We start from the raw sequence: 13519 nt of genomic DNA, 5'->3' as shown, positions 1-13519 counted from the left end.
CACGGTCCGGCCCTCCGGCGGGAGGGCCGGACCGGCGCGTCTGCGCCACGGCCGGTCCGTTTGCCGCCCTTTCAGAGAGGGCCTTTCCTGTCGCCCTTTCAGGGAAGCCTTTCTGACACCCTTTCACGGACGGTCCTCGCCGCCTTCCGGGGACCGGCTCCCCGCCCGGCGCCCCGTCAGCCGTCCCCTCGCGCCCGCAACAGCAGCAGCGCCACGTCGTCGATCCGTTCCTCCGCGGCGGCGTAGTGCTTCACGAGTCCGTCGGCCAGGTCCTCCAGCGGCCGGTCTCCGGCCTCGCCGAGCCGCCGTCCCAGCTCGATGACCGCGTCCTCGATGTCCACGCCCGGGGACTCGATCAGCCCGTCCGTGTAGAGGGCGAGGACACAGCCGGGGGAGAGGTCGACCTCGGTGGTCGCGTAGGCCGCCGCACCGTCGATGCCCAGCAGGGGACCGCCCGCGAGGTCGAGGACACGCACCCGTCCGTCCGGCCGCCGCAGCAGCGGCGGCGGATGCCCGGCCCGGGCCATGACCGCGCGCCCACGGTCCGGATCCAGCCGCAGGTACAGGCAGCTGGCGAACAGATCGGCCCCCAGGTCGATCAACAGCCGGTTGGTGCTGCGCATGACCTCCGCCGGCTCCTGGCCCACCGCCGTGTACGCGCGCACCGCGGTCCGGATCTGCCCCATCAGCCCGGCCGCCGTCACGTTGTGGCCCTGCACGTCCCCGATCACCGCCGCCGGCAGCGGCCGCGAGGGCACCAGGTCGTAGAAGTCGCCGCCGATCTCCATGCCCCGAGTGGCCGGCAGATAGCGGGCGGACGCCTCGATACCTGGCAGCACGGGCAGCGAGGGCGGCAGCAGGGCCGCCTGCAGGCCGTGGGCGAGCCGGTGCTTGGCGTCGTAGAGCAGCGCCCGGTCCATGGCCTGCGCGATCAGCCCGGCCAGACTGGTCAGCACCGCGCGCTCGTGCGTGGAGAAGGCGCGCGGCTCGGGATAGGCCAGCACACAGGCGCCCACCGAACGGCCGGAGGCGATCAGCGGCAGATAGGCCCAGGCCGCGAAGCCGTCGGGAGCGGCGTGCCGCCGGGCCGGATACAGGCGCTCCAGTTGCTGCCGGGAGTCGAAGAACGCCGGCACCCCGTGCGCGACGACGTGCGTGCCGGGCGCCGAGGTGGTCAACGGCATCCCGTCGAACTGCTCCACCACACGCGGATCCGGATAACCATGGTGTCCCAGCACATACAGCCGCCCCGCTCGGGCACCGAGCAGCGCCAGGGCCCGGCTGCCCACGGCCGGGGCGATCTCTTCCGCCACCAGTCGCACCACGTCCTGCACGCTCACCGTCTCCGTGAGCGCCCCGGACATGCTCAGCGCCTGCGACATCGACACCAGCCGGGTCGGCGCGTCCCCCTGCCCGCGCCCCGCCGGACGCGTCTCCGACACCGCACGCGCCCGGCTGACCCGCACGCTGAGCCCGTTGGTCGACGGATACAGCCGGAACGACAGCCACTCGGAAGGCGGGCGCAGCGCCACGAACGACGTGGCGACCTGGCTGATCAGCGCGGCCCGGTACCGCTCCTCGTACGCCGGGTCGTTGAGCCAGGGCACCGACTCCCACAGCGGGGTGCCCAGCAGCCCGCTCACCGGGACGCCCAGCAGCTCTGCCGCGGCGGCGTTGGCGAAGACCAACCGCCCGTTGAGGTCCAGCGAACACAGTCCGTACGGCAGCCGGGACACCATCCGCGCCGCCTCGACCGTGCTGAGCGCGTCGGCGGCGGCGCCGATCGCCCCCGTGGCCAGCGGATCGGTCTCGGGGCGCACCGGACGGTTCTCCGCCGCGGCCCGCTCCAGCCGCAGCGCGAGCCGTTCACAGGCCGACTCCAGCTGCTCCCGCTCCCGGTCGGACAGCTCCGGCGGGTGCGAACCCGGCCAGGTCACGAAGACCGCGCCGTACACCGTCGACCCGGTCGCCACCGGCAGCGCCGCCAGCGCGAAGGGATACGGCAGGACGACGGCGATCCGCGGATACCGGCGGGCCATGTGCTCCTCGCCGCCCACCCACACCAGCCGCCGCTCGCGCGCCGCATCGGCGACCGGGACCGGTGCGCTCAGCCCCACCCGCTCCCAGGGCGCCGCGAACGACCGGGGCAGCCCCGCCATCACCGCCATCTCCAGCACCGGCTCGTCGCCCCGCCGCAGGTAGACCGCGCCGGAGTGCGCCCCGACGGCGTCCATCATCGCCGTCAGCGCGAACGACAGCAGCGGATGGCCGACCGGGGCCCCGACAACCGTCGACGGCCGGCCGGACCTCTGTCCGTCGGACACGGCGACCACCTCCTCGCCCGGCCGCGCGGTCCCAGGAACCAAATCTGCCCCCTGACGGCGCCGAGCGCACGGCGAGCGGCGCCGCCGCGTACCCCGTCGGCGGGAAGGCATGCCCCCTGACTCGATGCGCGGGACGGAGTACAGGCGCCGCACGTGCGCCCCCGCGCATCCCGATGGCCGGTTCTTCGCGCCCGGAGACGGTCCCGGGACCCAACAATGGGCACGTTCTCACCAGCAGGGAACCGACGGAACATTGAGTCGAAGGGGCGGGCAGTGATCCGGGTACTTCTGGTGCACGACGGGTGTCTGGTGCGATCGGTCCTCGCGCAGTGGCTGTCCGCGCAGCCCGACCTGCGGGTGGACGACACACCGTGGCGCAGCGCGCCGGGCCGCGTCCGGTCGCTGCGGCCCGACGTGTGCGCGGCCGACCTGGACCACGCGGACGCGTACGGCACCCCGCCCCTGGGCGACCTGTGCCCGCGCGGCGCCGGCCGGACGGTGCCGCGCCTTCTCGTCCTCGCGGCCGGGAACAGGCCGGGCCTGCTGAAGCGGGCGCTGGAGGCGGGGGCGCTGGGCTACGTCGACAAGGCCGGGTCGCCGGAACAACTGCTGCGCGGCATCCGGAAGGTCGCCCTGGGGGAACGTTTCGTCAGCGAGTCGCTGGGCTTCGGCTTCCTCAAGGCCGCCGAGATGCCGCTGACCCGGCGGGAGCTGAACGTCTTATCCCTCGCGGCCGAGGGCGCCTCGGTCGCGGAGATCGCCGGGAGCCTGCACCTGTCCCACGGGACCGTGCGCAACTACATGGCGGCCATCACCCGCAAGACCGGGGCCCGCAACCGGATCGACGCCATCCGCATCTCGCAGGGGCAGGGCTGGCTGTGAGGAGGGTTCCCAGCGGCCGACCAGCTCCCGGTAGAGCGGGGACCGCCGCAGCACCTCCGCATGCGTGCCGCACACCGTGCGCGGCCCGTCCATGACCAGCACCTGCCCGGCGCGCCGGGCCGAGCTGATCCGGTGGGCCACGACCACGAGCGTGCCGCCCGGCCGCCCGGCGAAGGCCCGCTCCGCCCGCTCCTCCGCCTCCGGGTCCAGGTGACAGGTGGCCTCGTCCAGCAGGGCGAGCGGGGCGTGCGACAGGTAGGCGCGGGTCAGCGCGATCAGCTGCCGCTCGCCCGCGGACAGCGCGGCCGGATCCACGACGGCCGCCGGCCCGCCGAGCCCGTCGAGCAGCGGGGCGAGCCCCACGGCCTCGGCCGCGGCGAGCAACTCGGCCTCCGGCACCGGGTCCGCCCGCAGGTACCCCAGGTTCTCGGCGAGGGTGCCGCCGAAGACGTACGCCTCCTGCGGAATGAGCACCCGCCACGCGGTGGCCTCCGACACGGGCCGCCCCCACACCCGCACCTCCCCCCGCCACGGCTCGAGCAGCCCGGCCACCAGCCCGGCGAGCGTGGACTTGCCACTCCCGCTCGGCCCTACGACGGCCAGGTGACCCCCGACCGGCAGGCCGAGGCTCAGCCCGTCGACGACGGGCGCGGAGGCGGGGCCGTAGGCGAAGGTGACGGAGGTGAGGGAGAGGGCGGGGGGCGAGGGGAGTGCGTGCTTCCCCGGGGTGGCCGGGCGGTGGTGCCCGTCGGGTGGGGGATGAGGGGTGTCGGTCGGTCGGGGTGGCCTGCCGGTCTGCTGCTGGTCGTCGGTGCTCGATGGGAGGTCGGCGGGGTCGGGGGGTGCAGGGACTGTTCGTGGTGCGGGGGTGGGCGGCCGGTGGGGCGCGCTGGCTGGGGGGTGTGGGGTGTCGGTCGGTCGGGGTGGCCTGCCGGTCCTCTGGTCGTCGGTGCCCGTTCGCAGGCCCGAGGCGACCGTGCGTGGTGCCGGGGTGGGCGGCCGGTGGGGTGCGTTGCCCGGGGGGTGTGAGGTTTCCGTCGGCCGGGGGTGCCCGACGGCTTCCCGGCCCGCGGTGCTCGGCGGGACGGCGGCCGGGGCGGGAGGCGGGCTCAGGCGCCGCAGTACCACCGTCAGTCGGGAGCCGCTCGTGCCGAGGCCGTGGATGAGGTTGTGCAGGGCCGGCAGGAGGGACTGCGTGACGTAGGCGAGGGCACCGACCAGGGCGCCGGGGGTGGTGCCGTGGGCGAGGAGCCAGGGGGCGGCCGCCAGGAGCAGGACGACGGGCAGATGCCCGCCGACCGCCAGACACGCCACCCGGGCGACGCCCCAGCGGGCCAGCGAGCGGGCCGCCCGCAGCTCGGCGTCGGCGAGCTCCCCGAGGTCCGCGGCGATCTGTTCCTCCGCCCCGGCGGCGGTGACGTCCCGCAGCCCCGGGCAGACGGCTCCCAGGCCGCTCGCGAGGGACTCGTCGGCGGCCAGGAAGACCTCCTGACGTCGCGCGAGCGGGCGCAGGGTCGCCGCGAAGAGGCCCACCCCGGCGGCGAGCGGAGGCAGCACGACCAGCAGCAGGGCAGGGGCGAGCGAGAACAGGCCGACCAGCGCGCCGGCGGACGTGAAGAGAAACGACCGGGAGACCATCACCAGGCCCGCGAAGGTGTCCCGGGCGATCTCCACCTGCTGCGTGAGGCCGGACAGCGCCCCGCCGTCCCCCTCCCGCACCCCCCGCTCCACCACCCGCGTGACGAGCCGGTCCCGCAGCGGCTCCACCAGTGCCGCGACCGCCCGGTACACCCGCCCGGTCCCGTACGCGCCGACGAGCACGCCGACTCCGGCCGCCGCCAGCCAGCCGAGCCCCACGCCGGCCCGCCCGGCCAGGAACCCGTCGTCCAGTGCCCGCGCCAGGGCGTAGCCGAGCAGGAAGGTCTGCGCGGCCTCGAGGACGGACCAGCCCGCGAGCCGCAGCAGGACGCGGGGGCGGGCCCGCAGGAAGCGGACCGCCCGATGCCGGAGCCGGTCCGGGCCGCCGACACGGGCATGCCCGCCCCGTTGCGTCGCACGGCCGCGCTTGCTCCGGGCCTTCAGCCCCCTTCCGTCGTCGTCCGTGCGTCGCCGGTCCGGGCCGCAGGCGCCGGTGCGCTCGCTCTCCTGTGGTGCCTGGCCGTCCTCGTCCCGGGCGCTCCGCCGCCCGGGACCGCCGGGGTCTGTGCGGGGCCGGTCGGGGCCTCGGCCGTCGGTGTGTTCGTTGTCCTGTGGTGCCTGGCCATCCTCGTGCCGGGGGCTCTGCCCGGCACCGCTGTGGTTGCGAAGGGGTCGGTTGGGGCCTCCGCCGTCGGTGTGTTCGCTGTCCCGTGGTGCCTGGCCATCCTCGTACCGAGCGCTCCGTCCGGCACCGCTGTGGTCGCGAAGGGGCCGGCCAGGACCTCGGCCGTCGGTGTGTTCGCTGGCCTGTGGTGCCTGGCCGTTCTCGTGCCGGGTGCTCGCCCCAGCACCGCCGTGGCTGCGAAGAGGCCGGCCGGGGCCGCCGTCGGTGTGCTCGCTCTCCTGCGGCCCCCGGCTGCTCCCGTCCCGGGCGCTCACTCGTGCACCGCCGGGGCGTCGACGGGGTCGGGCTCCGCGGCCGTGCCCGTGTCTGCGCCGAAGACCGACCGGTACTCCCGCTGGCGCCACAGCTCGGCGTGCGTGCCCACCGCCCGTACGCGTCCCCCGTCCAGCCAGGCCACCGCGTCGGCGCGGGCCGCCGTGGTCGCGCGGTGGGCCGCGACCAGCCGGGTGCCGGTGGCGGTGGAGCCGAACACCGCCTCGGTGACCTGGTGCTCGGTGACGGTGTCGAGGCTGGAGAGGGCGTCGTCGAGGACGAGGAGGCGGCCGCCGCGGGCGAAGGCGCGGGCCAGGCCCAGGCGTTGGGCCTCGCCGCCGGAGTGCGGGGCCTCGGCGCAGGGGGTGGCGTAGCCGGCGGGCAGGCGGCGGACGAAGTCGTCCGCGCGGGCCGTGCGGGCGGCTTCCCGGACCCGGGCGGGGCAGGGGCGGGGCAGACCCAGGCCGATGGTGTCCCCGACGGTCGTGCCGAGGAGGGCGGGGCGGTCGAAGGCGTGGGCGATCGCCGTGCGCAGCTCGGCCCGGGACAGGTCCGGCAGCGGGACGCCGTCGAGCAGGATCTCCCCGGCGTCCGGGTCGGTGAGCCGTCCGGCCAGCGCGGCCAGCAGTGACTTGCCCGCGCCGGAGCGGCCCACGACGGCGAGGGTCGTCCCGCCGGGCACGACGAGGTCGACGCCGTCGAGCACGGTGCGCCCGCCGCGCCGGGCGGTCACGCCGCGCAGCTCCAGGCGGCCCGGACCGTCCGGCGGGAGGCGGCGTTCGCCGTACGCGGGGGCCGGGTGGGCCAGGACCTCGCCGAGGCGGTCGGCCGCCGTGCGGGCGCGGACCAGGCCGGAGAGCCGGCCGACCAGCACGCCGACGCCGGTGGCGAGGACGGCGTAGCGGGACGCGGCGAGGACGTCACCGGGGGAGAGGCGGTGCCGGGCGAGGAGGAGACCCGCCACGGCGACGACCCCGAGGTGCAGCAGCGGCGCCACGGCGACGGCCTGGGCCGCCGCCCGCCCCTGGACGTGCCACATGCGCCGGCCGGCCCGGCTCAGCTCGGGCAGCGGCCGCAGCACGCGGGCCGTGTCCCGGTCGGCCGTACCGGCCGCGCGGATGGTGCGGGCGCCCGCGACCGCCTCGGCGAGCGCCGCCGCGATCCGCCCCTGCACCCGCTGGTAGTCCGCCACGCAGGCGGAGGTGTCACGGGCGAGGCGGCGCAGCAGGAGGGTCAGGGCGGGCGCGCCGGTGAGGAACACGGCCGCGAGCCACGGGTCGATCAGGGCCAGCGCGATCACCCCGCCGACGGGCCCGGCGAGCGCGGCCAGCAGCGCGGCGCGGGCCGCGGGTGACGTGCCGGCCTGGGCGGCGTTGCCGACGAGGCGGGCGACGAGGTCGCCGGAGCCGAAGCGGAGGGTGAGGCGGGGGCCCACGGCCAGGACGTGTCCGGTCACCCGGCGGCGCAGGAAGGCGGTGCTCCGGGCGTCGACGGTGCCGCCGAGCACGGTCTCGCACGCGTCGAGCAGGGTCAGCAGCAGGACGAGGCCCGCGCAGGTCAGCACCCAGCGCGTCGCCGGTTCCCCGGCGAGCAGCAGGTCGAGGGCGCGGCCCAGGGCGGCGGGCAGCAGCAGCCCGGCGCCGGTCGCCGCCGCGGTCACCAGGCACAGGGCGACGCAGCGCGGCCCGCTGTGCCGGGCCGCCGCGCCGAGCAGCTCACGGGTGGTCCGCTCCACGGGACGTCCTTCCTCGGCGGGACGGACCCCGGGCGGCCCCCCTCGCGGGGGAGCCGCCCGGGGCGTCGATCACGCGGTGCCCGTCAGAGACAGAGCAGGACGCTCGCCGCGCTGATGCAGGACAGCAGGCTGACGGTGCTGTTGCCGCCACCCCCGGTGAGCTCGTCGGATTCCATCGTCTGCAGGTCGAGCAGGGCCATCGTGATGTCCTTTCGTCCGTTCGGATGTTCGTCCCGTGGGGACGGGTTGGTCACGACTCCGTCGGTCGCGGAGCCGCGTCAGGTGGGCCGCCGGTGCGGCGGCGGGAGGAAGGGCACGGGAGGAAGGGCAGGTGGGCGTCGGCGCCCTCGTCGAGGGCCGCGGCGAGCGCCAGCAGACAGCCCGCCGTTCCGGTGGCGAGGTCCATGGACAGCCGCATCATCTGGTGCCCGGGGAAGGCGAGCTGGCCCTGGTAGGGCATCGCGAACCAGCCCAGCCCGGCGATCTGCCGCTCCAGCCGGTCCCGCGTCGCGCCCGGCGCGGTGGTACGGGCCAGGTGCAGGATCATCCCGGCACGGCCCTGGAAGAGACCGGGCTGAGCGTAGAAGCGCGAGGTGGCGGCGGTGACGATCCCGGCGCGGGCCCGCTCGAACTCCTCACGGGCGTGCGGGGCGAGCGCCAGGTACTCGTCGAGCACCGTGCCGATCCCGACGCTCCCGTCGCCGAGGTACGGCAGCGTCCGCCACCCCTCGTCGACCTCCAGCGCACCGCCCTCACGCTGGACGCAGCACTCCAGGTCCCGGCGGAGCGCGCCCGCCGCCGCCTCCAGCAGCGCCCGCTCGCCCGTCGCCTCGTACTGGCGCAGCAGGAACAGCGCCGGTCCGCTCGCGCCCCGCAGCAGACCGGCCCGCCGCCGGGGCGCGGCCGGTTCGCCGAGGCGCCGTACGAGGATGCCGGCGGCCTCCGCGGCCCGCTCGCGCAGCCGCGTCTCGCCGGTCGTGCGGGCGAGGTGTCCGAGGACCAGGCCGAGGCCGGCCAGGCCGCCGTGCAGGTCGGAGGAGAGGTTCTGCCAGCGTTCGCGCAGGATGCCGTCGACCAGGTCCAGGGCCCGCTGCCGGTGTCCGAGCAGGTCCAGGACGTGCGCGACGCCCGCGAGTCCGTCGTACAGGCCGAGCGGGGTGCCCGTCGGGGCGGGGGCCGTGCGCTTCAGCAGCCAGCGCTCGCCCTCGTCGTAGCGGTCGGTGCCGGTCGCCGCGAGCGCGTACAGCACGCCCGCCGCGCCGTGGGCGAGGCCGAGGCCGCCGCCGTCGGAGAACTGGGTGATGTCCCCGGGGAAGAGCCGGTCGTCGCGTTCCGGCGTCGCCGAGGCGAGGATCGCCTTGACCATCGAGTCCCGGCTGTGCGGCCAGTCGCCGGGCTCCACCCGGGAGGCCGGGGCCGACGGGACCGGAGCGGGCGCTGCGGTTCCGCCGCCGTCCGGGGCCGGCCCGCCGTCGGAGGGGGCACGGGTGATCTCCGCGACCGCCTCGGCCAGGAAGTCCCGCGGCACGTCCGGGAACTGCTCCGCGATCACCTCCGCGAGATGGGCCGCCTTGCCCCGGTCGACCACGAACAACGTGGTGACCGGCAGGAACAGGGCGAGCCGCAGACAGGCCAGCGCGTACCGGTCGACCTCGGCGCCCCGGCGGTCCGGCGGCGCGAAGAAGCCGGGGTGCGCCACCACCTGGCGGCCGTTCTCCTCGGCCGGGGCCGCCGCCTCGAAGTCGATCAGGACCACCGACTCCTCGTCCGGCGCGACCATGATGTTGAAGACGTGCAGGTCGTTGAAGACGATCCCGCGCGCGTGCACCTTCTCCACCGCCCGCTCCACCGCCCCGTGGACGCGCACCGCCCACGCCGTGTACGCGGCGACGGCCTCGGGATCGGGATCCGGGGCGAGCAGCGGGTGCCGTTCGGCGAAGAACGCGTTGAGGGGCCGCCCCTCGACGAAGTCCATGACCAGGAAGCGGTGGTCGCCGAGCGTGAACCAGTCCCGCACCTCGGGCACCACCCCGGTGCCCGCCACCGCCTCCAGCGCGCGCTTCTCGCGCTCCAGCCGGGCGATCGCGTCCGCCCCGTCGGAGGCCAGCCCCGCGTGCGGGCGCCCCTCCTTGAGCACGACCCTGCGCCCGTCGCGCACATCGGTGCCCGCGTAGACCCCGCCGCCGTTGGAGAAGTGCAGCGCCTTCTCGATGCGGTACGGCAGCTCACCCACCGTCGTGGTGTTGCGGGCCGCCAGATGCGGCTCCAGGAACGCGGGCAGCGTCACCCACTCGGGCACCTGGAAGGAGGGCGCCCGCCGGTCCGGCACGAGTTTCCCGTCCCCGTCGCGCACCGCCGGCACCAGTGAGCCGCGCTCGTCGACGACGAACATCCGCGCGAAGGCGCCGTAGCGGACGTACAGCGGGCCGTCGTCCCAGCGCAGGTCGGTGAGGATGTACGGCCCCTCGAAGCCCCGCAGCAGGGCGCCCAGCTCACGCAGGACCGTGTGCAGCTGCTCCTCGTCGGCCGGGTAGACGGTGACGAACTTGCCGCTGGAGTCGCGGGCGGCGTACTTGGTGTTGCGCAGGTGCAGCAGGTGCGGGCCCGGCACGAACTTGAACGGGATGCGGCGCGGGACGCAGTAGTCCCACACGATCTCCGCGATCTCCGCCGCGTTCGCCCGGGTGGCCGAGGCGTGGATCTTCCAGCCCTGGCCCGGCCCCGGCGCCGGCGTCCCGTCCGCGCCGAGCGGCGTCAGCGTCAGCCAGTCGCCGATCCGCGCCGCCTCCCAGCCCCCGGGCACCGCCCGGCGCGCCGCCGCGTACAGCGGCGCCGCCTCCCGGGCGCCCGCCAGCCGGTCCGGCGTCTCGTAGAAGTGCGCGTCCGCCAGCGCGTACACCTCGTACCGCTTGTCCATGCGACCCCCTCCGTGGCCCGGCCACGAGACTTCCAGCGGGGCGCGGACCACCGACAGTCACGCCTGTCACCAGATCGCCGTGCGGAACGCATGGGTAAAGACATGTTCGGCTCCTTTCGAGCCGAGCCCCCCGCACCGTCTCCTTCCGGCCTCCGTCGAACGGTCACAGGGGCTGCGCGAACGTCTCATAAGCGCTGTAATACGGACGTGGTCAGTCAGGGTGCTGCGGAGCGCGGAACGAGGACGCTGCGGGCCGAAGTCGCCCTCAAGACGATCGCAACCGATCTCGCCTCACCTGATCGGGTGAGGCGCGTCCTCGAACAGGCGCTGGTCTTCGCGGGCGCCACCTTCGCCGCCGTCTACACGCCCGGCGACGAGGGCGAGCTGCTCTGCCTGGTCGACTCGGCCGGCGTCCCCCGCACCCTCTACGGGCTGCGCGAGAGCTATCCCGCCGACGGGCACTCCCCGGCCGCCGAGGCCCACCGCGGCGGGCGGGGAGTGTGGCTGGGCCCCGACGAGCTCGCCGACGGTGCCGAGTCGCGGCGGACGCCCGCCCCGGACGTCCACCTCGCGGCGCTGCCCGTGCGCGACGCCGCCGGCGGCTGCCTGCTGGCCGTGAGCGAGAGCCCCGGCGGCTTCGCCGCCGACGACCGCGCGTGCCTGGAGCTGGTCGCCGGTGCCGTCGCTCTCCCCGTCCCCGCCGCCCCGGTCGCCGGCGAGGCACTGCCCGCCGACGCCTTCAGCCTCGCCGTGGACAGCGGACGCGTCGAGGTCGGCGACGAGATCCTGGAACTGTTCGGCCTGCGGAGGGAGCAGTTCGACGGCCGGGTGGAGAGCCTGCTCGGCCGCACCGTCCCCGAGGACCTGCCCTCGCTGATGTCCGTGGTCGAGGCCGACCACATGACGATCGGCGAGCGCGAGCTGGAGTTCCGTGTTCTGCGGCCGGACGGCCCGCCCCGGTGGCTGCGGCTGTGCGGCCGCTTCCAGCCCGGCGGCGAGGGACACCCCGCCCGCCTCGTCGGCACCGTCGCCGACGCCTCCACCCTGCGCTCCGACGTCACCGACGTGGCCCGCGTCCAGCGCCTGGCCGCCGCGCTCGCCACCGCCGGCACCGTCCGCGACGTCAGCCAGGCCGTCGTCTCCTCCCTGCGCGCGCCCCTGCGGGCCGACCGGATCGCCCTCGCCGAGCTGGAGAACGAACGCCTCGTCGTCACCGTCCTCGACCCGCCCGATCCCGAGGCGTGGCCCGATCTGTGGCGGCTGGAGTGGCGCACCGAGTGGCCCGACGCCCCCGTGCGCGCCATGCCCACCCTCGCCGCCGCCCTGCGCACGGGCCGCGCCCAGATCTGGCCGGCCGGCACCACTCTCGAACCCGCCCTCGCCGAGGTCGGCCCCGGCGGCCTCGCCGTGCTGCCGCTGCCCGGCGCGGGCCGCATGGCCGGCGCCTGCCTCATCGGCTGGGACACCCCGCACGACTTCGGCCCCGACGAACGCGCCCTGCTCACCGCCTCCGCCGGCCTCGTCGGACAGGCCCTGATGCGCGCCCACGCCTTCGACGCCGAACACGAGCTCGTCGGCATGCTCCAGCGCCAGCTGCTCCCCCGCCGCCTGCCGGAACTCCCCGGCGCGGTCGCCGTCGCCCGCTACCTGCCCGCCACCGCGGGCCTGGAGGTCGGCGGCGACTGGTACGACGTGATCCCGCTGCCCGACAACCACGTCGCCCTCGTCATCGGCGACGTCCAGGGCCACAGCACCGCCGCCGCCACCCTCATGGGCCAGATGCGCACCGCCCTGCGCGCCTACGCCGCCGAGGGCCACCCCCCGGACGTGGTCGTCGCCCACGCCAACCGGCTCCTGGTGGAGATGGAGACCGACCTCTTCGCCACCTGCTGCTACGTCGACCTCGACATGGAGGCCGGCATCGCCTGGTGCGTCCGCGCCGGCCACCCGCCGCCCGTCCTTCGCCACCCGGACGGCTCAACCGACATCGCCGAGTCCGACGGCGGCCCCCCGCTCGGCGTGCTCGTCCAGGCCGACTTCCCGATGACCCCGCTGCGGCTGCTGCCCGGCACCGTCCTCGCCCTGACCACCGACGGCCTCGTGGAGTCCGCCGAGTCCGACATCGACGAGGGCCTGGAGCGCCTCGCCCACGGACTGTCCGCCTCCGACCCCGGCCATCTGGGCCTGGTCGCCGACGCCCTCCTGGGCAACGCCCACCGCGGCGACGACGTCGCCCTGCTCCTGCTGCGCTACGACGGCATGGCCGTACTGCCCCTGCGCGAGGGCTGGACGGTGTGGCGGGTGCCGGAGGCGGCCCGGCACGCCCGCCGCTTCAGCCGGCGCACCCTGCGCGCCTGGGGCGTCCCCGACGACGCGATGGACGCCGCCCTGCTCGTCGTCTCCGAACTCGTCACCAACGCCCTCGTGCACACCGACGGCCGGGTCCGCCTCGACCTCACCCTGATCAACCACCGGCTGCGCCTCGCGGTCACCGACGCCTCGCCGCGCACCCCCGTCAAACCGACCAACCTCAGCTGGGAGGCCACCGGAGGCCGCGGCATCCTCCTCGTCGAGGCGATGTCCGAGACGTGGGGAACGGTGCCGGTCAGCGGCGGCAAACAGGTGTGGAGCGAGTTGCTGCTGGGGGAGTGAGCCGTGCACGCGCCGGTGTTCCCGGGCGCGGGCAGGGTACCCGGCGTCCATGGACACCATTGCCACTGCCTACCTGGCGGCCACCGGGTCCGCGCTGGCCTCCGTCGCCTTCGTCGTCGTCGGCCTCGTGCTCGTGGGCGGCCTGATCTGGGCCTTCCGCCTCGGCTTCCGGGTCCGCAGGCGCGAGCCGGCGCCGCCGCGACCCCAGGAACAGCCGCGGATGCCCGCGTCCGGCCCGGCCCGGGAGAGCCATCAGGTGCGCGAGCCCAACGAGATGCCGCAGTCGGCGGACGGCACCCGCCTCACCCCGCACGAACTGCGACCCACGGGCGGGCGGGACAGCGACGACCAGAGCCGCCCGCGCTGGGAGCCCGGCTCCAGCGGTTCCTTCGGCAGCGGCGGTCCCGGTGTCCGCTGACCGAAACAGAGAAAGG

At 75.8% G+C, this 13519-nt stretch carries 7 protein-coding genes and 1 pseudogene; 3 read left to right on the top strand and 5 right to left on the bottom strand.

Annotated elements, in window-relative coordinates; all coding sequences use genetic code 11:
• Window positions 1-176: 176 nt before the first annotated feature.
• Window positions 177-2333: a SpoIIE family protein phosphatase gene (locus ACF1A1_RS12255; RefSeq protein WP_391999623.1), complete on the bottom strand. Its 2157-nt coding sequence runs from the start codon at window positions 2331-2333 to the stop codon at window positions 177-179.
• A 207-nt stretch (window positions 2334-2540) separates the two neighbouring features.
• Here ACF1A1_RS12255 and ACF1A1_RS12250 point away from each other — a divergent pair.
• Window positions 2541-3122, top strand: a pseudogene (locus ACF1A1_RS12250) (LuxR C-terminal-related transcriptional regulator); the annotation flags it as partial.
• Here ACF1A1_RS12250 and ACF1A1_RS12245 read toward each other — a convergent pair.
• The 4 genes from ACF1A1_RS12245 to lanKC form a co-directional block, all read right to left on the bottom strand.
• Window positions 3045-5192, bottom strand: coding sequence for an ATP-binding cassette domain-containing protein (locus ACF1A1_RS12245; protein WP_391999621.1), 2148 nt, complete (start codon window positions 5190-5192; stop codon window positions 3045-3047). The pseudogene ACF1A1_RS12250 and the gene ACF1A1_RS12245 sit on opposite strands and share 78 nt — an antisense overlap.
• A 587-nt stretch (window positions 5193-5779) precedes the next feature.
• Entirely contained in the window at window positions 5780-7516 is a 1737-nt protein-coding gene (locus tag ACF1A1_RS12240) for an ATP-binding cassette domain-containing protein (protein WP_391999202.1), read from the bottom strand.
• A gap of 83 nt (window positions 7517-7599) precedes the next feature.
• Entirely contained in the window at window positions 7600-7716 is a 117-nt protein-coding gene (locus ACF1A1_RS12235) for a SapB/AmfS family lanthipeptide (RefSeq protein WP_391999619.1), read from the bottom strand.
• Between the two features lie 50 nt (window positions 7717-7766).
• A complete protein-coding gene (gene lanKC, locus ACF1A1_RS12230; RefSeq protein ID WP_391999201.1) occupies window positions 7767-10433 on the bottom strand; it encodes a class III lanthionine synthetase LanKC in 2667 nt (888 codons plus the stop codon).
• A 207-nt stretch (window positions 10434-10640) separates the two neighbouring features.
• On the opposite strand from lanKC, the gene ACF1A1_RS12225 reads away from it, so the two are divergent.
• Both ACF1A1_RS12225 and ACF1A1_RS12220 read left to right on the top strand, forming a co-directional pair.
• Window positions 10641-13085 (top strand): SpoIIE family protein phosphatase, encoded by a 2445-nt coding sequence (locus ACF1A1_RS12225; protein WP_391999199.1) that lies wholly within the window; start codon window positions 10641-10643, stop codon window positions 13083-13085.
• 49 nt (window positions 13086-13134) lie between these two features.
• A complete protein-coding gene (locus ACF1A1_RS12220) occupies window positions 13135-13503 on the top strand; it encodes a DUF6479 family protein (protein WP_391999198.1) in 369 nt (122 codons plus the stop codon).
• Window positions 13504-13519 lie beyond the last annotated feature (16 nt).

This window comes from Streptomyces sp. NPDC014995 (genome assembly GCF_043080745.1).
Lineage (GTDB): Bacteria > Actinomycetota > Actinomycetes > Streptomycetales > Streptomycetaceae > Streptomyces.
Note: the sequence above shows the minus strand (reverse complement) of the source record. Positions and strands in the feature narration are given on the sequence as shown.